Annotated in this window: 23 protein-coding genes and 1 tRNA gene; 15 read left to right on the top strand and 9 right to left on the bottom strand. The window is 62.0% G+C overall.

The genetic code is table 11. The features are described from left to right. Positions 1–9 precede the first annotated feature (9 nt). The 3 genes from tpiA (at position 10) to IT549_RS07100 (ending at position 2,966) form a co-directional block, all read left to right on the top strand. Positions 10–765 (top strand): triose-phosphate isomerase, encoded by a 756-nt coding sequence (gene tpiA, locus IT549_RS07110; protein ID WP_292971337.1) that lies wholly within the window; start codon positions 10–12, stop codon positions 763–765. Between the two features lie 77 nt (positions 766–842). Continuing rightward, the gene (secG, locus tag IT549_RS07105) at positions 843–1,223 is read left to right on the top strand and encodes a preprotein translocase subunit SecG (RefSeq protein WP_292971529.1); all 381 of its coding nucleotides are present in this window, start codon (positions 843–845) and stop codon (positions 1,221–1,223) included. 108 nt (positions 1,224–1,331) lie between these two features. Beyond that, the gene (locus IT549_RS07100; RefSeq protein WP_292971335.1) at positions 1,332–2,966 is read left to right on the top strand and encodes a CTP synthase; all 1,635 of its coding nucleotides are present in this window, start codon (positions 1,332–1,334) and stop codon (positions 2,964–2,966) included. 396 nt (positions 2,967–3,362) lie between these two features. On the opposite strand, the gene IT549_RS07095 is transcribed toward IT549_RS07100, so the two are convergent. Further along, positions 3,363–3,830 (bottom strand): Hsp20 family protein, encoded by a 468-nt coding sequence (locus IT549_RS07095; protein ID WP_292971333.1) that lies wholly within the window; start codon positions 3,828–3,830, stop codon positions 3,363–3,365. A gap of 99 nt (positions 3,831–3,929) precedes the next feature. Here IT549_RS07095 and grxC point away from each other — a divergent pair, with 99 nt between their 5' ends. From grxC to IT549_RS07060, 7 genes are all read left to right on the top strand, one after another. Continuing rightward, positions 3,930–4,232 carry a glutaredoxin 3 gene (gene grxC / locus IT549_RS07090; protein WP_292971330.1) on the top strand — a complete coding sequence of 101 codons (303 nt, stop codon included), beginning with the start codon at positions 3,930–3,932 and terminating at the stop codon, positions 4,230–4,232. After that, on the top strand, positions 4,232–5,050 hold the full coding sequence (locus IT549_RS07085; RefSeq protein ID WP_292971327.1) for a carbon-nitrogen hydrolase family protein: 819 nt from the start codon (positions 4,232–4,234) through the stop codon (positions 5,048–5,050). The genes grxC and IT549_RS07085 overlap by 1 nt, the downstream gene beginning before the upstream one ends. Positions 5,051–5,059: 9 nt before the next feature. Beyond that, on the top strand, positions 5,060–5,527 hold the full coding sequence (locus IT549_RS07080) for a DUF1178 family protein (RefSeq protein ID WP_292971325.1): 468 nt from the start codon (positions 5,060–5,062) through the stop codon (positions 5,525–5,527). A 38-nt stretch (positions 5,528–5,565) separates the two neighbouring features. After that, positions 5,566–5,642, top strand: a tRNA-Arg gene (locus IT549_RS07075). 297 nt (positions 5,643–5,939) lie between these two features. Beyond that, on the top strand, positions 5,940–6,209 hold the full coding sequence (locus IT549_RS07070; RefSeq protein WP_292971322.1) for a septum formation initiator family protein: 270 nt from the start codon (positions 5,940–5,942) through the stop codon (positions 6,207–6,209). A 126-nt stretch (positions 6,210–6,335) separates the two neighbouring features. Continuing rightward, the gene (gene pdhA, locus IT549_RS07065) at positions 6,336–7,412 is read left to right on the top strand and encodes a pyruvate dehydrogenase (acetyl-transferring) E1 component subunit alpha (protein ID WP_292971319.1); all 1,077 of its coding nucleotides are present in this window, start codon (positions 6,336–6,338) and stop codon (positions 7,410–7,412) included. Next, positions 7,412–8,770: a pyruvate dehydrogenase complex E1 component subunit beta gene (locus IT549_RS07060; RefSeq protein ID WP_292971316.1), complete on the top strand. Its 1,359-nt coding sequence runs from the start codon at positions 7,412–7,414 to the stop codon at positions 8,768–8,770. Before pdhA ends, IT549_RS07060 begins: the two co-directional genes overlap by 1 nt. A gap of 9 nt (positions 8,771–8,779) precedes the next feature. Here the strand turns inward: IT549_RS07060 and IT549_RS07055 are convergent, their stop codons facing one another. From IT549_RS07055 to IT549_RS07030, 6 genes are all read right to left on the bottom strand, one after another. Beyond that, the gene (locus IT549_RS07055; RefSeq protein ID WP_292971313.1) at positions 8,780–9,754 is read right to left on the bottom strand and encodes a hypothetical protein; all 975 of its coding nucleotides are present in this window, start codon (positions 9,752–9,754) and stop codon (positions 8,780–8,782) included. Then, positions 9,751–10,347, bottom strand: a complete 597-nt coding sequence (locus IT549_RS07050; RefSeq protein WP_292971310.1) for a TadE/TadG family type IV pilus assembly protein — start codon at positions 10,345–10,347, stop codon at positions 9,751–9,753. The genes IT549_RS07055 and IT549_RS07050 overlap by 4 nt, the downstream gene beginning before the upstream one ends. Continuing rightward, on the bottom strand, positions 10,347–12,230 hold the full coding sequence (locus IT549_RS07045) for a pilus assembly protein TadG-related protein (protein WP_292971307.1): 1,884 nt from the start codon (positions 12,228–12,230) through the stop codon (positions 10,347–10,349). Before IT549_RS07045 ends, IT549_RS07050 begins: the two co-directional genes overlap by 1 nt. A 120-nt stretch (positions 12,231–12,350) precedes the next feature. Next, the gene (locus IT549_RS07040; protein WP_292971304.1) at positions 12,351–12,785 is read right to left on the bottom strand and encodes a TadE/TadG family type IV pilus assembly protein; all 435 of its coding nucleotides are present in this window, start codon (positions 12,783–12,785) and stop codon (positions 12,351–12,353) included. Then, positions 12,782–13,186 (bottom strand): TadE/TadG family type IV pilus assembly protein, encoded by a 405-nt coding sequence (locus IT549_RS07035; protein ID WP_292971302.1) that lies wholly within the window; start codon positions 13,184–13,186, stop codon positions 12,782–12,784. The genes IT549_RS07040 and IT549_RS07035 overlap by 4 nt, the downstream gene beginning before the upstream one ends. Positions 13,187–13,242: 56 nt before the next feature. Then, complete coding sequence (locus tag IT549_RS07030; RefSeq protein WP_292971299.1) at positions 13,243–14,532, bottom strand: pilus assembly protein TadG-related protein; 1,290 nt, start codon at positions 14,530–14,532, stop codon at positions 13,243–13,245. Positions 14,533–14,693: 161 nt separating this feature from the next. Between IT549_RS07030 and IT549_RS07025 the strand changes: the two genes are divergently transcribed. Both IT549_RS07025 and IT549_RS07020 read left to right on the top strand, forming a co-directional pair. Beyond that, a complete protein-coding gene (locus tag IT549_RS07025) occupies positions 14,694–15,350 on the top strand; it encodes a hypothetical protein (protein ID WP_292971297.1) in 657 nt (218 codons plus the stop codon). 31 nt (positions 15,351–15,381) lie between these two features. Then, entirely contained in the window at positions 15,382–15,852 is a 471-nt protein-coding gene (locus tag IT549_RS07020) for a hypothetical protein (protein ID WP_292971295.1), read from the top strand. Here the strand turns inward: IT549_RS07020 and trmFO are convergent, their stop codons facing one another. Continuing rightward, a complete protein-coding gene (gene trmFO, locus IT549_RS07015) occupies positions 15,853–17,184 on the bottom strand; it encodes a methylenetetrahydrofolate--tRNA-(uracil(54)-C(5))-methyltransferase (FADH(2)-oxidizing) TrmFO (RefSeq protein ID WP_292971528.1) in 1,332 nt (443 codons plus the stop codon). It lies immediately after the preceding gene. A 67-nt stretch (positions 17,185–17,251) separates the two neighbouring features. On the opposite strand from trmFO, the gene IT549_RS07010 reads away from it, so the two are divergent. From IT549_RS07010 to IT549_RS07000, 3 genes are all read left to right on the top strand, one after another. Next, entirely contained in the window at positions 17,252–17,908 is a 657-nt protein-coding gene (locus IT549_RS07010) for a lysoplasmalogenase family protein (protein ID WP_292971293.1), read from the top strand. A gap of 68 nt (positions 17,909–17,976) precedes the next feature. Then, a complete protein-coding gene (locus IT549_RS07005; RefSeq protein ID WP_292971290.1) occupies positions 17,977–19,752 on the top strand; it encodes a hypothetical protein in 1,776 nt (591 codons plus the stop codon). Positions 19,753–19,773: 21 nt separating this feature from the next. Then, the gene (locus IT549_RS07000) at positions 19,774–20,304 is read left to right on the top strand and encodes a hypothetical protein (RefSeq protein ID WP_292971288.1); all 531 of its coding nucleotides are present in this window, start codon (positions 19,774–19,776) and stop codon (positions 20,302–20,304) included. Here the strand turns inward: IT549_RS07000 and IT549_RS06995 are convergent. Next, positions 20,301–21,143 (bottom strand): TauD/TfdA family dioxygenase, encoded by an 843-nt coding sequence (locus IT549_RS06995; RefSeq protein ID WP_292971286.1) that lies wholly within the window; start codon positions 21,141–21,143, stop codon positions 20,301–20,303. The genes IT549_RS07000 and IT549_RS06995 overlap by 4 nt on opposite strands. Positions 21,144–21,212 lie beyond the last annotated feature (69 nt).

Raw genomic sequence — 21,212 nt, 5'->3', positions numbered from 1 at the left:
ATACCCATAATGGCTTTGCGCCCTTACATTGTCGGCAACTGGAAGATGAATGGCACCCGCGCGATGCTGGCCGAGGCACGGTCGATTGATCGTGGCGCCGCCCGGCACCCCGGCGTCCAGGTGGGAATTGCCCCGCCGTTCACGCTGGTTCACACCATGGCCGAAGCGGCCGAGGCGATCGGGGTGGGCGGGCAGGATTGCCATGCCAAGGCTTCGGGTGCCTTCACCGGTGATGTTGCCGCAGCGATGCTGGCCGATGCCGGGGCCGGGTTTGTGATCGTCGGCCACAGCGAGCGCCGCGCAATGCACGGTGAAGCCGATGCCGATGTTCGCGCCAAGGCTGAGGCTGCGCTGGCAGCCGGGCTGGGCGTGATCGTCTGTGTCGGCGAAACCGAGGCGCAGCGCGATGCCGGACAGGCCGAAGCGGTCGTCACCGGACAGGTGGCCGGCTCACTTCCGCAAGGTGATGTCGCCGCGGCACAGCTGACTGTGGCTTATGAGCCGGTCTGGGCAATCGGAACCGGGCGCGTTCCTTCGGTTGACGATGTCAGCGCCATGCACCGTGCGATCCGGGCCAAGCTGGTTGAGCTGCTGGGCGAGGGCGGGGCCGATGTCCGCATCCTCTATGGCGGCTCGGTCAATGCCGGAAATGCGGCCGAATTGCTGGCGGCCGAGGATGTTGGCGGCGCGCTGGTGGGCGGAGCCAGTCTTACCGCAGAGAGCTTTCTGACCATCGTGGCTGCAGCGGCGATCGACGGGGAGTAAACCCCTCGCGCCTTGCACAATCGCCCTTGCGCGCCTAGATGCGCGCCAGCACCTCTATTTTTGGAACATCCATGTCGCTGCTCATTTTCCTGACCGTTCTCCAGGCTGTCATTGCCGCGCTGTTGATCGGCGTCATCCTGATGCAGAAGTCGGAAGGCGGCGGCCTGGGCACCGGGGGCAGCCCGGCCGGACTGATGTCGGCGCGCGGCGCCGCCGATTTCATGACCCGGCTGACCGCGATCCTGGCCACCCTGTTCGTGGTGCTTTCGATCGTCCTTGCTGCACTGGCGACCCGTTCAAGCAGCAATCGCACCATTGACCAGACTCTGGAACGGACCGCTCCGGTCCAGCAGCAGGCCCCCGCCGCGCCGCTCGATCCGCTGGGTGGTGCTGGCACGGCCCAGCCAGGCCCGGCTCCGGCCGGTGCTCTGGCGCCGACTGCTCCCGCCACCAAGTAACAATTCCGGTCTGGCAAGTGGCCCGCGCGATTAATTTCGCGCGTGGCTGTGGATTGCCGCAAAGGGCGCTTGCCCGATCAACCCCATTCGGATTAAGGCCCGACTCCCATGGCGCGGTACATATTTATCACCGGCGGCGTGGTCTCCTCGCTCGGCAAAGGTCTCATGGCAGCAAGCCTCGCGGCACTGCTGCAGGCACGCGGATTCAAGGTGCGAATCCGTAAATTCGATCCCTATCTGAACGTCGATCCGGGGACGATGAGCCCCTATCAGCACGGCGAAGTCTATGTGACCGACGACGGGGCCGAGACCGATCTGGACCTGGGGCACTATGAGCGCTTCACCGGCGTGTCCGCGCGGCAGGCCGACAATATCACCTCTGGGCGGATCTACCGCGATATCATCACCAAGGAACGCCGCGGGGACTATCTCGGCGCGACGGTCCAGGTGATTCCGCACGTTACCGACCAGATCAAGGAATTCGCGCTCGCCGATACCGACGGCCTCGATTTCGTGCTGTGCGAAATCGGCGGCACGGTGGGCGACATCGAAGGACTGCCGTTCGTCGAAGCGATCCGCCAGCTGCGCAACGAACTGGGCCGCGAGCGGTTCTGTTCGGTCCACGTTACGCTGGTGCCCTATGTTTCGGCGGCGGGTGAACTCAAGACCAAGCCGACCCAGCATTCGGTGCGCGAACTGACCAGTCTGGGCGTCCAGCCCGATATTCTGCTGTGCCGCTGCGAACATCCCTTGCCCGAAAACGAACGCGCCAAGATCGCGCTGTTCTGCAACGTGCGCAAGGAAGCGGTGATCCAGGCGCTGGACGCGCGCAGCATCTATGCCGTGCCGCTGCAGTACCATTCCGAAGGGCTCGATGCCGAAGTGCTGCATCATTTCGGAATGTCCAGTCCGGCGCCCGACCTGTCGGGCTGGGAAGACATCGTCGATCGCTACCAGAACCCTGAAGGCGAAGTGACCATCGGGGTGGTGGGCAAGTATGTCGGGCTGCCCGACGCCTACAAGAGCCTCAACGAGGCGCTGGTCCACGGCGGCATGGCCAATCGGGTCAAGGTCAATATCAAATGGATCGATGCCGAGCTGTTCGAAGCCGGCGACGATGAAATCGTCACCAAGCTGGAACCGATGCATGGCATCCTGGTGCCCGGCGGGTTCGGGGTGCGCGGGACCGAAGGCAAGATCGCCTCGGTCCGCTTTGCCCGCGAACGCAAGGTGCCGTTCCTGGGGATCTGTCTGGGCATGCAGATGGCCTGCATCGAAGGGGCCCGCAACACCGCCGGCATTGCCGGCGCCAGTTCGACCGAGTTCGGTGAAACCAGCGAGCCGGTGGTCGGCATCATCACCGAATGGATGAGCCCCGAAGGCCTGCAGAAGCGCGGCGCGGATACCGATCTTGGCGGCACGATGCGGCTGGGCGCCTATGAAGCCAAACTTGGCGCCAACAGCCACGTCTCGGCAATCTATGGCGGCGCCACCACGATCAGCGAACGGCATCGCCATCGCTATGAAGTTAACGGTGCCTACCGCGAAGCGCTGGAGCAGGGCGGGCTGGTCTTCTCGGGCATGTCGCCCGATGGGCTGCTACCCGAAATTGTCGAGCGGCCTGACCATCCCTGGTTCGTCGGCGTGCAGTTTCACCCCGAACTCAAGAGCCGGCCCTTCGAACCGCATCCGCTTTTCGCGGGTTTCATTGCGGCAGCTTTGCAACAGGCGCGGCTGGTCTGATCGAATGGTTTCAGGAGGTTAGTCGGTCTGCGTTGTGCAACTGTCGAAATGCTGCACGCAAACCGGCGAAAATCCTTGCAAAGAGCCGTTCGAAACCGATAGCGGGACGCAACTGAAAGCGACTCGCAAGATGATCGTGGACGGGTTGGGAACAAGCTGCCAAGGCGGCTTTAAGGATTTCCAAACCTTGTCCGTTTGTCGTTCCTTGCATGGCAAGGGACCATCATCGGCCCATCGCTTTCATCTTGCCGACAATGGCAAGACGGTACGAACTTGCCGGATCTGATCGTCTTCTGCGACCCGGACGATCACGAAATGGTAAGGCGGCGTGAAAGCGTCGTGGGGGCGAAGCCAAAAGCTTCGCCCCCGAACTTTTCTAGCCAAGAGTTGAGTAGGTCAGGCTGCGGCGCTGTCGCTGTCGTCGCGAACCACGCTCAGGGTCTTCTGCGTGCCGACCGGGATCTTCTTGGGCTTCATCGCCTCGGGCACTTCGCGGACCAGATCGATCTGCAGCAGGCCGTCTTCCAGATTGGCGTCATCGACGCGGACATAGTCTGCCAGTTCAAAGCGGCGCTCGAACCCGCGCTGGGCGATGCCGACATGCAGGAACTGGCCGGCGGACGTGTCTTCGCCCTTCTTGCCCTGAACAACCAGCAGGTTCTGCTGGGCGGTAATCTCGATATCGGCGGGCTTGAAGCCGGCCACCGCCAGGGTGATGCGATAGGCATCTTCGCCGCGGCGTTCGATGTTGAACGGGGGGTAGTTGTCGCCGCTGTTCATCCGGCCCTGATTTTCCAGCAGGTCGAACAGCCGGTCGAAGCCGACCATGGTGCGGCGATAGGGAGTGAAATCGAAACGGTTCATGGCATAATCCTCTTTCTGAGCAATCGTGCGATTACGGGACCCGAAATCGGCGCCCCGCAGCTGGTGCCATCCCCATTGCGGACCATGACACCGGTAACCATGTATGATAGCCCGGCGGCAATTCAAGAGGAGCGCATCGTGACCACGCCCAAAGTCGAGATCTATACCAAATGGGGCTGCCCGTATTGCGTGCGCGCCAAGGCTCTGCTGGATCGCAAGGGCGTGGCCTATGACGAATACGATATCACCCTTGGCGGCCCGAAGAAGGCCGAAATGGAAGCACGGGTGCCCGGCGCCCGGACCGTTCCGCAGGTGATCGTCGATGGCCAGGCGCTGGGCGGGTGCGACGATATTCACGCGCTCGATCACGCCGGCAAGCTCGATCCGCTGCTGGGCCGCTGATGCCCCGGCGCATCGCCCTGCTGCAGATGTGCTCGGGGATTGATCCCCAGGCCAATGCTGCCACGGTTGTTGGCGCAATCGGTGCTGCGGCAATGGGCGGGGCGTCGATGCTGTTCACGCCCGAGATGAGCGCACTGGTTGATCGCAATCGCGAGCGGGCGAAAGAGCAGGTCGTGCCCGAGGCTGACAGCAGTTTTCTGGCGCAGGTGCGCGAAGCCGCGGCGGGGGCCGGAATCTGGGTGGCGATCGGATCCATGGCCGTGCTGCGCGAGGATGGCCGCTGGGCCAACCGCGCCTTCGTGATTGACGCCAGCGGCGAAGTGGTTGCGCGCTATGACAAGATCCACATGTTCGATGTCGATCTGGCAACCGGTGAAAGCTGGCGGGAATCGAATGCCTATGCCCCCGGTGAAGGGCCGGTGGTGGTCGATACCCCGCTGGGCCGGCTGGGACTTACGATCTGCTATGACCTGCGTTTCCCGGCGCTGTTCGAAGCCTATGGCCGCGCAGAGTGCGATCTGATCGCGATCCCGGCGGCCTTTACCGTCCCAACCGGCCAGGCGCACTGGCATGTGATGCAACGCGCCCGGGCGATCGAAGCGACCGGCTATGTCGTCAGCGCGGCGCAGGTTGGTCAGCATGCCGATGGCCGCGAGACCTTCGGGCACAGCCTGGTGGTCGATCCGTGGGGCGAAGTGCTGCTCGACATGGGCGGTCGCGACACGGGTCTGAGCTTTGCCGAGATTGATCCGGCGCGCATCGCCGCGATCCGGTCGCAGGTTCCGTGTCTTGCAAACAAGCGGCAAATCGCCTCATAAGCAGCTGCAATGATTGTCTTCGATCTTGAATGCCGGCCCCTTGGCCACCGCTTCGAAGGCTGGTTCGCCAGCTCCGATGACTACGCCGCCCAGCAACAGCGTGGACTGATAGGCTGCCCGCATTGCGGCACGGCCGATGTCACAAAGGCGGTGATGGCACCCAGCGTAGGCCGCAAGGGTAACCAGCTTGCACAAACGACGGCAGTCGCTGCGCAGCCGGTGCTCGCCGGTCAACTCCCACCCGAAGCCCAAGAACTGATGGCCAAGCTGGCGACGCTTCAGGCTGAGGCGCTCAAACAATCACGCTGGGTTGGCAAGAACTTCGCCGATGAATCGCGCAAGATGCATTATGGCGAAAGCGAAGCCGAAACGATCCACGGCCAGGCCACGCCCGAACAGGCGCGCGATCTGCTCGACGAAGGGATAGCGCTGATGCCGCTGCCATTCCCGGTCGCTCCGCCCGACGAACTCAACTGATTGCCTAGCGCCCGCTGCGCCCCTATGGGGATCGCGGCGCGCCCGTAGCTCAGCAGGATAGAGCACCAGATTCCTAATCTGGGGGCCATGGGTTCGAATCCCGTCGGGCGCACCATCTTTCCGTGATGCCCGGGCATTGCTGAAAGATGGTTTGACGCTTCGGGAGCGAACCATTCGGAGTCGAAGCGCCTTTGGCGCGCAGACGGCCGAGCCGAAGGCGAGGCCAATCCCGTCGGGCGCACCAACCCCAAGCGATTTTCCTACTGCAGACAGCCTGTTAACAAGGCTGTGGATAGTTAAATCGACCGAGCTTGCCTTTCGCGACAAATTTAGGGGTTGAACTGCTGAATCAATTATGATTCTAGTGCAAACCATGAATGGGCGGGGAACTCCAAAGCTGGTCAAGGAAAGCATGTCGCAGGGCTTGGCTCTGGCTTGCCTGCTGTTGATGGGCGGGTGGGTGCTCTTCGGGCCGAGCGGACTTATTTCGTGGAGCGAAAACAACCGCTTGCTGACCGAACGCCAGAAGGAGCTGCAACAGCTTTCGGCAGAGCGTGACGTTTTGAAGAATCGCGTTGCCCTGCTCAACCCGAATCACGTCGATGCCGACATGGCCGGGCAGTTGCTGCGCACTGACCTCAACGTGGTCCATCCCGACGAAATGGTGCTGCTGCTCGACTGAGCAGATCGCACAGGCGTTGATCCGCCTGAAAAATTCGCCAGCGAAATACGTATGGGGCGGTTTCCCTAAGGGCAAACTGGCCCTATAGGCTCGCTCTAGCGTTCCAAAACCCCAGGGGAGCCCAACTTGGCCAAGACCGGTTCGAGCCGCAAGACACCTGCAAAGGTTGCTGCTGGCGACGAAAATTTCGCGCTGCGCAGCCTGCAGGATGCTCACGATGCCAATCCGCGCTTTGCGGCCAGCGATGAGCAGCTGCTGAAGTTCTACGAACAGATGCTGCTGATCCGCCGGTTTGAGGAAAAGGCCGGGCAGCTGTACGGCCTGGGCCTGATCGGCGGCTTCTGCCACCTTTACATCGGCCAGGAAGCAGTTGCGGTTGGGCTCCAATCCGCGCTCGATGGCGGCAAGGACAGCGTGATCACCGGCTATCGCGATCATGGCCACATGCTCGCCTATGGGATCGATCCGAAGGTCATCATGGCCGAGCTGACCGGGCGCGGCGCGGGGATTTCGCGCGGCAAGGGCGGTTCGATGCATATGTTCAGCACCGACCACAAGTTCTATGGCGGTCACGGCATCGTCGGCGCGCAGGTGCCGCTGGGGGCAGGGCTGGCCTTCGCGCATCAGTACCGCGAGGATGGCGGGCTGTGCATGGCCTATTTCGGCGACGGCGCGGCCAACCAGGGGCAGGTCTATGAAGCCTTCAACATGGCCGCGTTGTGGAACCTGCCGGTGATCTTCGTGGTCGAAAACAATGGCTATGCGATGGGCACCGCTGTCCAACGCGGCTCGGCTGAAACCCATTTCCATCGCCGCGGCACTGCGTTCCGCATTCCCGGGATTAGCGTCAACGGGATGGACGTGTTGGAAGTGCGCGCGGCGGCTGAAGTGGCGGTTGCTCACGTTCGCGCCGGCAAGGGTCCGGTGCTGATGGAACTGCACACCTACCGCTACCGCGGCCACTCGATGTCCGATCCGGCCAAGTACCGCAGCCGCGAAGAAGTGCAGGAAATGCGCGAGAAGCACGATCCGATCGATGCCGCCAAAGCTGAACTGCTGAAGCGCGGCGTCGCCGAGGATCGCCTCAAGGAAATTGAAAAGCAGATCCGCAGCCAGGTTAACGAGGCTGCCGATTTTGCCGAAAACTCACCGGAGCCTGAAATGAGCGAACTCTACACCGACGTCCTGGTGGAGAGCTACTGATGGCTATCGAACTGAAAATGCCCGCGCTGTCCCCGACGATGGAAGAGGGGACGCTGGCCAAGTGGCTGGTCAAGGAAGGCGACGAGGTCAAATCGGGTGACATCCTGGCCGAGATCGAAACCGACAAGGCGACGATGGAATTCGAAGCCGTCGATGAAGGCGTGATCGGCAAGATTCTGGTTCCCGAAGGGAGTGAAGGCGTCAAGGTTGGCACCGTCATTGCGGTGATCGGCGAGGATGGCGCGGCCACCACTCCTGCCCCTGCTGCGGCGCCTGTCGCCGCTCCCGCGCCGATCGCTGTTCCCGCTCCCGCACCAGTTGATCGCCCGATCGCCGCGCCGCGCGCCTCGGACCCGGCAATACCCGCCGGCACCAACATGCGCCAATCCACCGTGCGCGAAGCGCTGCGCGATGCCATGGCCGAGGAAATGCGCCGCGACAGCCGCGTCTTCGTGATGGGCGAGGAAGTTGCGCAGTATCAGGGCGCCTACAAGGTCACCCAAGGGCTGCTCGAAGAATTCGGGCCCAAGCGCGTGATTGACACCCCGATCACCGAATACGGTTTTGCCGGGATCGGTGCAGGCGCGGCGATGGGCGGGCTGCGTCCGATCGTCGAATTCATGACCTTCAACTTCGCCATGCAGGCGATCGACCACGTCATCAATTCGGCCGCCAAGACCAATTACATGTCCGGGGGCCAGATGCGCTGCCCGGTGGTGTTCCGCGGCCCCAATGGGGCGGCCAGCCGGGTGGGCGCGCAGCACAGCCAGAACTATGGCCCGTGGTACGCGAATGTCCCCGGGCTGATCGTGATCGCGCCTTACGATGCGGCGGACGCCAAGGGCCTGCTCAAGGCCGCGATCCGCAGCGAGGACCCGGTCGTCTTCCTGGAAAACGAACTGGTCTATGGCCGCAGCTTCGACCTGCCTGAGCTTGACGACCATGTCCTGCCGATCGGCAAGGCGCGGATCATGCGCGAGGGCAAGGACGTTACGATCGTCTCATACTCGATCGGGGTCGGTCTGGCGCTTGAAGCGGCTGAGCAATTGGCGGGTGAGGGGATCGACGCCGAAGTGCTTGACCTGCGCACCCTGCGCCCGCTCGATCGCGAAGCGGTGTTGATCTCGCTGGCCAAGACCAACCGTCTGGTGGTGGCCGAAGAAGGCTGGCCGCAATGCTCGATCGCATCCGAGATCATGGCAATTTGCATGGAAGACGGCTTCGACCATCTCGACGCGCCCGTGCTGCGGGTGTGCGATGAAGACGTGCCGCTGCCCTATGCCGCAAACCTGGAAAAGGCGGCGCTGATCGACGCCGGACGGATTGCCGCCGCGGTGCGGAAAGTCTGCTATCGCTGATTTGCAACTTTAGGGACGACCACCGCTGCTGCTGGCGCCACCACTGCTGGCGCCACCACCACTTGCACCGCCGCTGCTGGCACCGCCGCTGCTAGCGCCGCCACTGCTTCCGCCAGAAGAGGAGCTGCCACCGCTAGTGGTCGAGCTGCCACCGCTGGTGGTAGAGCTGCCCCCGGTCGATGTGCTGCTGCCGCCGCTGGACGTTGTCGAGCTGCTGCCGCCGCTGCTCGTGGTTGTGCTGCTGCTGCCGCTGCTCGTGGTTGTGCTGCTGCTGCCGGAACTGGAGCCACCATCCGAAATCGAGCCATCGCTGCCGACAACCATACGCCCTGCGTACGAGCTGCAGCTTTGAACCGGATCAGGGCTAGCAGGGTCGCGCTGGTAGATCTGCGTAAGATCGCGGTCGTCACGCACCGTGAATGAAGCGATCGAACGGATATCCGGCCGGCCCAGGAACCGATGCGAAATGAGCGGCTGGTAGGTGTAATTGATCTCGACAAAGATCACCGCGTCATCGGGCATGGCCAGGACTTCCTCGCCCGTAGGGCCGATCCCGGCAGTTCCCAGATTGTCGTTCGCATCGCCATAGCTTGATCCGACAGGCTTCGCGCCGCGGCAGCGTTGCCAGTCGATATACTGGTTGCCGGCAGCCGGATCGACCTGGACACTGGATATGAAGACGCGGCCAAAGGCGTACAGGTCTATTCCGACGCCGCCCTGAAGCTGGGCACCGTAGATCACTTCATTGATATCGCTTTCATAGATCTTGCGATCCTGAAGCGTGCTGGTGTCACCGATCCGGCTGGCGTTGTCAGCGATGTGAATGGCCAGCTGGTTGATCTTCATTGTGGTCAGCGCGAAGTTCGCTTCTTCCGCACCCCACAATCCCGCCATGAGCAGGAACGGCGCACCAAGTGCGAATTCGGTCATCGCCACGCCCGAACGGCTGTTGGCCAGGCTCCGGAGGAGTCTTGATTTGCTCATGTGCAGTTTCCGACCGGCGGGGTTGGGGGAGATTCCTGCAAACCATAGGGCTGATTGCGCAGCACGGTGTTGGCCACCAGCGTGAATTCATCGCTCTGGCCCGGGATGAACGAAGCGATCGGAAATGCGCGCTGATAGCGCACGGTCACCGAATAGAGCACCGCATCACGCGCACCGCCAAAACCGTTGGTCCCGCTGCTGGCATCCCAGGCCGAGTTGCTGTTCGCATCCTCGAACGGCTCACCGTTGTCACAGGTTCCGTTGGCGTTGAGATCCGTATAGTCTTCGGGTCGACCGACATCGGTGAAATTGGCATAGGACGATCGATTGAAGGTAAGGGTGGCGCCGGGAGCCACGGATTTCACGGCCTTGGTCACGATGCCATCGAGTTCGCTCGAGTGGACCGAAGCGCCTTCAATCGTCGAATCGCGGGCTGCTTTCTGGATTGCTCCCTGCAGCATCTCAGCCGTGTACATGTTGTACGACAGGTCAAAGAGGCCAAACAGCAGAACAAACAGCGCCGGCGCGATCATCGCGAATTCAACCGCGCTGACGCCTTCCACGTCGCTGCGAAGGGCGACAAGCCGACGCATCACTTGGAAACCCGCAGATCGCCCATCTGTGCTGCGATCTCGCTGAACACATCGCTCAATTCCGCGGAATCGCGGGCTTCAAAGAAATGCCCCGGCCCGGCGCATTCGGTCATGATCGGGTTGAGCGTCGTGCCGAAGCCAATCACCCAGACCGTGATGTTGCGCTTCTTGACCTCTTCGCAGGCGACCCCGAACCGGCGTTCAACCACATCGGTCAGCGTCAGGCCCAGCTTGGGACTTTCAGGGTTCCAGCGCCGCTTGTCGAGCGGCTCGATCCCGTAAGTCCCGTATGACAGATCGAGCGGTGCGGTTTCGCCGTCGGTCAGGAAGATCATGTGGCGGCTGGTGGGCTTGCCATCAACGTCGGCATTCTCACCCGAGAAAAGTCCGGTCGGCGACAGCAGCCGTCCGCCCCAGATCATCCCGATATCGTGATAGGTATTGCCATCGGCGGTCAGCGTGTCGAGGTACGCGTCAACATCAGCGGCGGCCATTTCATCCAGCTTGCGCGCTTCTGCCGGGCAAGCCGAAAGGTTGGCCCAACTGGCCATGAGATAGTCGTACTCGGCTACTGCCGGGCTCTTGAACGTGCCCGAACCATCCCACCAGACTTCCGGTTCGAACGAGATTTCGTGCAGCATCGGACGCCACTGGGTCTTCTCGTCACCTGGGGTCGGGACCAGATCGATATCAAGATCCAGCGCCTTCGACAGATCGACGTTGTCATAATCATCGATTTCGTAGGTATCGCGTTCTTCGACACAGCCGCGGAAATAGATGTCAAGGTTTTCCGGCGTGGGGGAGGGATAGCCATACATCCGCGCCTGCATCACCCCGGTCTTCAGCGGATCTTCGCCGGTGGCGCCCTTCACGAAGGCCAGGTTGAATTTCATCGGATGATAGCGCCACTTGTAGATCTGGCGGGTCTTTTCAACCGGGGCGGTGGTCAGCCAGGAATAGGTGTAATTATCGTACCGCGTACCGTTGACCGTGGTCGTGCCATAGGTGCTGCCATCCGGGTTGGTCCCAGTTCCCGAATAGGTATAGGTCACCGTATCAGCCGGACAGGTGGCCGATGCGAAAGTGGCAATCGCTGAGGCACTGCCACTGACATAGGTATAGGTGGTGCTGGTATCCCAATAGGTTTGGGTAACCCCGGTATCAATCGACTCGCGCCCGTTGTACTTCCACTTGTCAACCACCCAATCGGACTTGAGCAACAGGCCGACATTGACGTTGGTGGAATAGGGCAGGAAGCCATAGCGCACGCGTGTGCCCGGCGATTTGGCCCCTTCGATCTGGCCGTGGAAATTGCGCACCACGTTTTTGAGGACATCGATCCGCGGCTCGCTGTCACCCGAATTGGTCGTGGTCATCGACCCGGTGGTGTCGAGCACGAACATGATATCGGTGTTGGAGAAGTTCAGCTTGGCAGCGCAATCGACCTGAAGAGCAACTTCGTTGTAGCCGAACAGCCCCATGATCGTGGTCGGCACATCCACGCTGGCCACGCCGCTGATCGCATAGTCTGATTCCAGCGTCATTTCGAAGCTGCGGTTTTCGGTCCAGTAGGCACCGTTGCGATAGTTGATATTGAAAAACTTGTTGCCGATCTCGGTAACCTGGGCAGGGATCACGCCAGTGGTTACCACTTCCGAACCGAGCTTTTTGCGCGCGGCCAGTACCCCGGCGTCGCAGGCTTGCTGCAGGCGGCTCTGCGCCAGATAGCTGCGGCCCATATCGACACCGCCACCAATCATCGCCATGATCGGCACAAGCCCGGCTGCGATCAGCGCCAGCGTGTTACCCGCGCGATCCCGCAGCAGCCGACGCAGCACCTTCACGGTGCCGTCAGCATCGGAGTTGGCGAATTTGCGTCCCATGCAGCAATCAAAATCCCTTTTGCCCAGCATCGGGCCATAAGCCGTCCGGGTAACGGCTCGGGAAAAAGATATGGTTAATTCTACAATGAATTTGGGTAGTTATTGCGAGGCAACGACAGCCTAGCTGCCAACGAAGACAGGCCTTGTCACCGTAATCGTCGGTGCAGTGACGCCGAAGACGCCCAGGATACCACGCGGAACGTAGCTGACCTGAACATCAAAGCGAGTAGTGCCGGTGATACCCGACGTTGGCTGGGTGACCGTGACCGTCAGCGCGTTGGTGTCCAGCCCATAAGGCGGGTTAACCGCGTAGGCTCGCGCCCGGCTTTCGATCTGCTCCAGCGTCAGGTCGTTGTTCTTCTGGTATTCAACCACCGTAAAGCGCGAAGTGTCTGTCACGATCGAACGCACGGCGTTGTAGGCATGCATGTGCAGGCCCACCTGTAATACGCCAAGCAGCAGCCCGAGGATCACTGGCGAGAGAATCGCGAATTCGATGATCGCCGCACCATTCTGGTCACGCAGCAGCCGCTTCAAGAGCGCTTCTGGCTTCATGATACCTGCACCGTGCGCTGGATACGGTAATTGATTGCTTGACCGACCCCGAAATTGGTCCAGACCGGCTCATAGCTTTCGGTCAACGTCACCTGGACGTAAGTCGAAATGATTGCATTGCTGCTGCAAGAACTGATCGCGGTAACCAGGGTGTCGTTCGTGGTGCAGCGATAGACCTTTGTCACCGCCACTTCATCAGAACTGAGCGAGAGCGAGCTCATCAGCACCTGCTTGATCGTGCCAACATTCGTGGCGGTTCCGTTCGAAACTGCCAGAACAATACCCTGCACGTCGGTTGAGCCGGCCTGCATTTCCGATTGGCGGGCAATCATCCGACTGACATCGAACGTACCCAGGGCCAGGACGACCAGAACCGGGATCACGATCGCGGTTTCGACCACGACTGATCCGGCACGATCATCCCGCAGGCGCGCAAACAGAGAGGCAAGCCGCAACATCATGCCACCAGCAGCACGCGAGCGGCGGAATGGCCGGCGCTGTTGGTTTGGCTGGTGGTGCAACGCGTATCGAGATACGCGTTACCCAGGATATTGATATTGCGCGCCGAGATCTGCAGGCAGGTGCTCGAAATGCTTGACGTACCGTTTAGGCGTGCGGTCCCCTTGGGCAGGTAGATCGTGCCCTGGAACAGCGAGGTGGAGTTGCCGTTGATGATGTGATCCTGGGTGGGATTGCTGGTGCGATCCTCGAAGATCAACATGTTGGCATAACGGTTTGCCAGTGTGGTTGAATAGCCCAACGCAATGAAGTTCGATGCCTGCATCGGGGTCAGCGACAGCGTGTTGTTATTGCCGCTACCGCCCAGCTTGAGCGTGGCGCCATTCTTTAGCACGAACATGACATTGCTGCCCGTCACCGTGTAGTTTCCGGTCAGATCCAGAGTGCCACCGTTGATGACATAGATGCCAGCCCCGAAGGTGGTGCGGCATCTTACCGTCAAGCCCCCTGCATATGTTCCTGCAAGCGGCGATGCTTGCTTGTTCTGGCCGGTGCCAGTGCAGGCATAGCTTCGCGTCGTGTTGTTGGTGGGCGGCGTCAGATCAGCGAAGGAATCGACCAGGCCGGTGGCGTTCTCGGTCAGTACGCTTTCGTTTGCCGAAGGTACCGAGGCCGTACCGCAGGTGGCGATCGAATCTGTCACCACCGTGGCCGAACCGTCGATCACGATCGCATCATCCGAACAGGACAGCGCGGCGAGGCCGCAACGCGCCTGGACATTCGCGTTCCCGCCGACGCTGAAGGTCGTGCCGCTGTCACCAACCGCAATCAGGCATGCCGAATAGTTCGCCCCGGCGCGGAAACTGGCCTGTGATGAGACTGATACAGTCACCGCATTGCCGGTGAGGAAGCCAGAGAAAGGAAGCGACCTAGAGGCGCTGGCGGTGGCGACCACGCTGTTGTTGCTGCCGTTCGAGTAGTTGGCCAGGCGAAACGATGCAGCAGAAGCAAAGTCCCGGGTCAGCGCCAGGTTGTTCTGATAGTCCTGCTGGCCACGCGTGCGATAGTTGTCGCGCATGCTGGAATTGGACAGCGCCCAGGCAGCAGCCAAAGCCCCCTGATCAGCCGCCTGCTGCAGTTCGCGCTTCCACGAATACCATTGGGCAATATCGACCGCAGCTCCGGCGCCTCCGATCAGCATCGGTACACCCACCGCAACCAGAAGGACCGCGTTTCCGCCGGTATCCTTGCCCAATTTGCGCAGCTTGTTAGCAATTCGAACCAGCATTTCGATCCCCAGCAAATCTGGACTATGCCAGTGCGAGTACCGAGGTAAGGTGTCAGGGTATTGAAAAACCGTGGTTAATCAAAAGTAAATTGCGCTGGGCAAGCGGCGGGCTAACCGCGCCGGGATTTGCCAGCCAGACCAAGTGGGTTAGTACCTAAGCAATGAATTTCAGCGATCTGGCCGAATCCCTCCCGATCGAGCGCCGTTTGGCCTTGAGCTATGCCGCGTCAGCGGCTCGCCGGGCCTGTGGGGCATTGCTTGGCTTTGATGCCATGCTGGGACACCTGATCCGCAGCAGCCGCGAACCGCTGCTTGGCCAGCTGCGCCTGGCCTGGTGGCGGGAAGAACTGGCGAAACCGGTCGGAACCCGGGCAAAGGGCGAGCCTCTGCTGGACGCTCTTGAGGTCTTCGGGGAGCGTACCGGCGAATTGGTTGGCTTGATCGACGCCTGGGAAGGCTTGCTGGGCGAGGCTGCTATTGCCGGCCAGGCTTTCAATGCCCTGGCCGAGGCGCGCGGCGAAGCCTGGGCCAGGGTGGCGCAAGTGGTTGGTAACGGTTCGGCTGCCCAGAAGGCCCGCACTGCGGGATACGAATGGGCACTGGCCGATTTGGGCTGCCACCTGAGCAACCCGGACGAGCGGGCTGGCGTGATGGGCTTGATCGGTGACTGTCGCTGGCTTCCAGCAGATGTGCCGCGGGACCTGCGTCCACTCAAGGTCCTGCACGGCCTGGCACGACGATCACGCGGATCACGGCCCCTGCTGGGACGTCGGCGCGATTTACTCGCTGGATTCCGGCTTGGCTTGCTGGGTTTTTGAGTTAGGCTTCGGTGCAACTGGAGGCTGCTGGATGAACCGGATCGTATTGGGCGCCGTTTCGGCATTGTTGCTTGCCGGGGCCGGCCTGTTCTGGTGGCAGGGACGCGCATCGATCGATGCCAGCGCACCGCCGCCGCCGCCGATGGCCGAAATCGAGGAAAGCGGCCTGCCGCTTGAGGAACTGCCGACCGAGGACGGAGATGGCCTGGTTGGCGCGGCGCCGCCGGGCGCCAACGCGGCCAGTCGCGAGGAAAAGCGGTTCAATCGTCTGGACCGCAATCGTGACAACGTGATCAGCCGGGTCGAAATCCTGCAGCCGCGCGTCGCGGCTTTCCGCAAGCTGGATACCGATCACAACAACCTGTTGAGCTTTGAGGAATGGGCAGTCGCCACCTCGAACCGGTTCAAGCAGGCCGATGCGAATGGTGACAGCAATCTGACCCGGCAGGAATTTGTCGCGACCAAGCCCAAGCCGGCCAAGAAGCCCGCCTGTCGTTGCTGATTACCCCAGCCAGGCGGCCAGATCTGCCTTGGCGCGGGTGGTGTAGGCGGCCTTGCGCTGCTTCTTCTTCACTGCGTCATCAACCGGCGGAAACAGTCCGAAGTTGACGTTCATTGGCTGATAGCTCTCGGCCTCGGCATCACCGGTGATATGCGACAGCAAGGCCCCCAGCGCCGTGGTGCGGGGCGGGGCGGTCCACGATTGCCCGGCCAGCTCGGTTGCCGCCATCAGCCCGGCCAGCAGGCCAACCGCCGCGCTTTCGACATAGCCCTCGCAGCCGGTGACCTGCCCGGCAAAGCGGATGTGCGGCGCGCTCTTCAGGCGAAGCTGGCGATCAAGCAGTAGCGGGGAATTCAGGAACGTGTTGCGATGCAGCCCACCCAGCCGGGCGAACTCGGCATTTTCAAGCCCCGGGATGGACCGGAACAGCCGGACCTGCTCGGCATGCTTCAGCTTGGTCTGGAAGCCGACCATGTTCCACAGCGTGCCCAGCTTGTTGTCCTGGCGCAGCTGGACCACCGCATAGGGCCAGCGGCCGTTGGGATGCTCGGGCGTGGCCCAGTGCGGGTTGTCCAGCCCGACCGGCTTCATCGGCCCGAACCGCAAGGTATCGATCCCGCGTCCGGCCATCACCTCGATCGGCATGCAGCCCTCGAAATAGGGGGTATTGGCCTCCCACTCACGGAATTCGGTCTTCTCGCCATCGAGCAGCCCCTGGTGGAAGGCCAGGTACTGTTCGCGGTTGAGCGGGCAGTTGATGTAGTCCTTGCCGCCCTTGTCCCAGCGGGCCGCGCGCCAGGCCACATCCATGTCGATCGTATCATGGTGGACGATCGGGGCGATCGCATCGAAGAATGCCAGGCTGCTCTCTCCGGTCGCCTTGCCGATGCTTTCTGCAAGGCTGGCGGCGGTAAGCGGGCCGGTGGCGACAATCGTCAGTCCGGCTGCGGGCAGGGTGTCGATCCGTTCGCGCACCACATCGAGATTGGGCAATTCGCCCAGCCGCCGCTCGACTTCCGCCGAGAAGACATCGCGGTCCACCGCCAGCGCCGATCCGGCCGGAACCTTGGCGATCTCCGCAGCGCCCATCAGCAGCGAATCCAGCGCGCGCATCTCATAATGCAGCAGACCGACCGCATTGTTTTCGTGATCGTCCGAACGGAACGAGTTCGAACAGACCAGTTCAGCGAGGCCGGTGCCCTGGTGCGCCGGGGTGCTGTCGCCGCCGCCGCGCATTTCCGACAGCCGCACCTTGCAGCCGCGCCGCGCGAGCTGCCAGGCCGCTTCGCTGCCGGCCATCCCGCCGCCGATAATGTGAACATCGTAGGTCATCATCGGTCGCCTAGCCTTGCGCGCGGCAAATTCCAACGGCAAGCAGGCGCTCGAGAGGATTTTGCGGATGCCCCAACGTGCCCTGATCGAAGAGCGTCCCTGGCTACTTGCCAGCCTGGTGGCCGGGATCAGCTTCTACTTCATCCGTGAAACCCAGTTGCCGGGCCTCTACCAGATGGCCTGGAAAGGGGCAGGGGTGGCGCTGCTGGCAGTCTATGCGCTGGTGCGGCATTCCGGAGCGGACTCTCGCCAGATCGCGGCGGTGATGGCGTTCGGGGCGCTGGGCGACGTGCTGATCGAGATCCAGTTGGAATGGGGCGCGGTAGCCTTTTTGATCGGCCATCTGGTGGCGATCCACCTCTATCTCCGCCACCGCCGCAGCAAGGTGAAGATCAGCCAGAAAGCCGCCGCTTTGGCATTCCTGGTGCTGATCCCGGCAATCTCGTTCCTGCTGCCGGCTGACCGTGCGGCGGCTCCGGGAGTGGCGCTCTACGCAACCGGCCTTGGCGCGATGACCGCCGCCGCCTGGACCAGCAGTTTCTCGCGCTACACCGTAGGGCTGGGCGCGGTGATGTTCGCCATTTCGGACCTGCTGATCTTTGCCCGGATTGGCCCCCTGGCGCAGAGCGCGATTCCCAACCTACTGATCTGGCCGCTGTATTACTTCGGACAGTTCCTGATCTGCACCGGGGTGATCGGCGAACTGCGTCGCCGCCACGGGTAGGGCTTGCCAAGCGGAATTTCGTTCGCAATATTCCCATCAGGACGCGCACCCTCTGCTGAGGTAGGCCGATGAGCCGTGTGCTGCGCATTGCGCTTTTGACTTTGCTGGTTTCTGTAATGGGTTCGTCGCTGGCGCAGGCCAAGGACAAACCGCCGACGGGCTATGATCCCTATCGCGAAACCTATGTGGTGGATGGACGCCAGAACTATCCGATCGTGCTGCGCGGCGTCATGATCGACTGGGAAAAGGCCTGCTGGAAGGGTAAGGCCGAGGCTTGCCTGAAACTGGCCCAGGCGCTTGAAACCGGCTTTGGCGTGATCGGCGCCGATCAGCGGGCGGCGGTCGGCTTTCATATGGAGGCCTGCAAGAGAGGCTCCGGTGCCGGCTGCGTCCGCGCGGCAGAGATGCTGCGCGAAGGTGTGCCGGGCTACAAGCTGCCGGCAATGGCGCAGCAGCAGGTCGATCGCGGCTGCAACCAGCTCAAGTATCAACCGGCCTGTGCCTCGCTGGCGGTCAGCCAGGCGGCGAGTGCTCCGACCGGATCGGATCAGTCAGACGCCCTGTTGGCCAAGGCCTGCGCAGGTGGCGACGACGCCGGGTGCCGCAACCGGGCCAACAGTCTGTTCTATGTCCGCAAGGATGCCGCCTCGCGGGCCGAAGCCCTGAAACTGTATGAACCGGCCTGCAGCTCCCGCAAATCGTGGGGCTGCATGGGCATGGCCGATGCCTATCGCAACGGCTGGGGCGTAGCCGCCGATTCCGCCAAGGCGAGCGAGTTCGAGCGGATTGGCTGTGTCGAAACGTCTGGCGACAAGCTCAGGCTGTGCACCTACCATGGTGAACGCCTGACCAAATCCAGCGCCAAGACCGATTTCAACCGCGGCGAGCAGTACCTGTCAGCCTCCTGCTCGGCCAACGATGGCCAGGCCTGCTTCTACGTGGCGCGGGTTTTCCTGCTCGGCAATCCGGGGGCAACAACGACATTTCAGGAAACCATGTATTTCGCCCGCCGCGGCTGCGAACTGGGTGAGGGGCGGGCCTGCCTGCTGCTGGGGCTGATCTATACCGGGGATTACGGCAAGGTCACAATCGAACAACCTGTCGCATTCGCATTGTTCGAGCGCGGCTGCGCACTGGGCGAACAGGCTTCGTGCGGGCGCGTGGCCAAGATGGCAGCGGCCAATCCCGCCTTCAAATCCAGTCGCCCGGCGATCAACCCGGCGGCCCCGGCGGTCCAGCAATTGCAACAGGCCCGCACAATGGTTGAAGGGGGCAGTGGCCGCGACACCGGGCTGGCCACGGTTGTTCGCCTGATGCGCGAAGGCAACGAGGATGCCGACTGGTTGCTGGGCGGCTGGATGTACTATGGGCTCCCCGGTCTGTTTGGGACCGAGCGCCGCAAGGACGGGCTGATCCTGTTCGAGAATGCCGCCCGGGTGGGGCATGTCGATGCCGCGATCTTTATGGGCATGGCCTATTGGTATGGCCAGGAAGTGCCGGTCGATCAGAACAAGGGCATGAACTACATGGCGATTGCCGCCAGCCGCGGTGATCGCAAGGCCGATGCGATCCTGACCTCGATGAAAAACGAGCCGATCCGCCAGGCCAATGCCCGGCGCCAGGCCCAGTACGAGGAATGGGCCCGCCAAAGCCGCGAGTTCTGGAACAGCCCGGCCTCGATGTTCTCACGCAGCTGGACCGCACCGAGCACCAGCTACAACCCGACCCCGACCTACAGCGGGCCGTCGGTTTCGCAGATCTATGACCAGCACAATTTCAACAATGCGATCAGTTACTACTCGGGCGGAACCTCGGTCTGCCGTTCCAGCAATCCCTACTGCTAGAAACCCATAGGAGAGATTGGCATGCGTTATCTCGTGCTGGGGCTACTGCCCCTTGCCTGCGCCGTATCGGCATCGGCTGAGACCATCAGCTTCAAGATTACCGTGGGCACCAATGACCGGGGCGGGGTCTGCTACATCTACCTGCCCACCAACCCGGACAATCTTGAAGAGCCAGAGCTGGAAATCAGCGTCCTGGCCAAGAACGGCAATGTCAATGTCGGCATGTCAAAGCTGCCAAGCAGCATCGCCACGCCCAAGCTGCAGGAGGCCCAAGGGCCGGTGAAGCTGACTTTCGGCAAAACCAAGATCAAGACCGACAAGGGCTCGCTGCGCAGCGGTTACTATTACAAGTATCTGGGCTGGTGGGCGGATTCGAAGAATGGCCTGCCGGTGCTTTCCGCGCTCAAGGACGGAACCACGGTGACGGTCGAGTTTGAGGGCAAGAAGTATGGCCCGATCCAGATCCAGCAATCACCCAAAATGATGCCGAATTACGGGTACAACCATCTGAAAAGCTGCATCAAGAAGAACGGCGGAACGGTGGAGTTCTAACCCCGCCACGCCGCGATAGTGGTTCGGTGCAGTTCGCGCCGGTGGCCTTCATAGCCGCCGGTTGCACGGTGCAGAACCGAGCGGTTGTCCCACATCACCAGCATCCCGGGTTCCCACTTGTGGGTGTAGGTAAAACGGGAATCGCCTTGCCAGCTTTGCAGCTCCATCAGCAGGGCAATCGCAGCCGATTGCTCCATGCCTTCGATCCCGACGATGTAGCCCAAGGTTGAATAGAACCCGCGCCGCCCGGTTTCAGGGTGTGCCGGAACCAGCGGGTGGGTTTGCTCGGCCAATGCCGCTTCGCTCGGCCGGATGTCCATCGACCGCCCTTTGTCCTTCACTCCATAAGTTCCGTCTGGGGCATAGGGCAGCCTGGCCGAATGGACCGCAATCAGATCGGCATAGCGCGCCTGCTGCTCTGCGCTCAGCGTTTCCCAGGCCAGATGCTGGTTGGCAAACAGCGTGTCACCGCCCAGCGGCGGGATATCGACCGCATTGAGGCAGGTCCCGGCGGGCGGAAATTCCTGGAACGACCAGTCCGCATGCCAGTTTTCGGCAAAGAGCGGGCTTTGCTCATCGGCCTCGCGCCGGATCGCGGCAATGTGCTGACGGCCTGCGATCGGCGCGAAGAACGGGTCAACGCCGAACCCGCCGAAGGCCAGGGTCAGGCGCTCAAGATCATCATCGCTGAGGAACTGGCCCGGGAAGGCCAGGACATGATGTTCAAGCCAGACCGCGCGAAGCTCAGCCACCAGATCTGTGCTCAGCCCGGCCTTGAGATCAAGCCCGGTGACGCGCGCCCCGCAGGCCTGCCCCGAAGGTTCAACCATCAATCCCATCGCCTGAAATCCTGTTCAGTCTTCCCCGCATCTTCACTCTGATTGCGGGGCCGCGCAAGCCAAACCGGC

The organism is Novosphingobium sp., assembly GCF_020852455.1.
Lineage (GTDB): Bacteria > Pseudomonadota > Alphaproteobacteria > Sphingomonadales > Sphingomonadaceae > Novosphingobium.
This window is presented reverse-complemented; position numbering and strand designations above follow the sequence as displayed.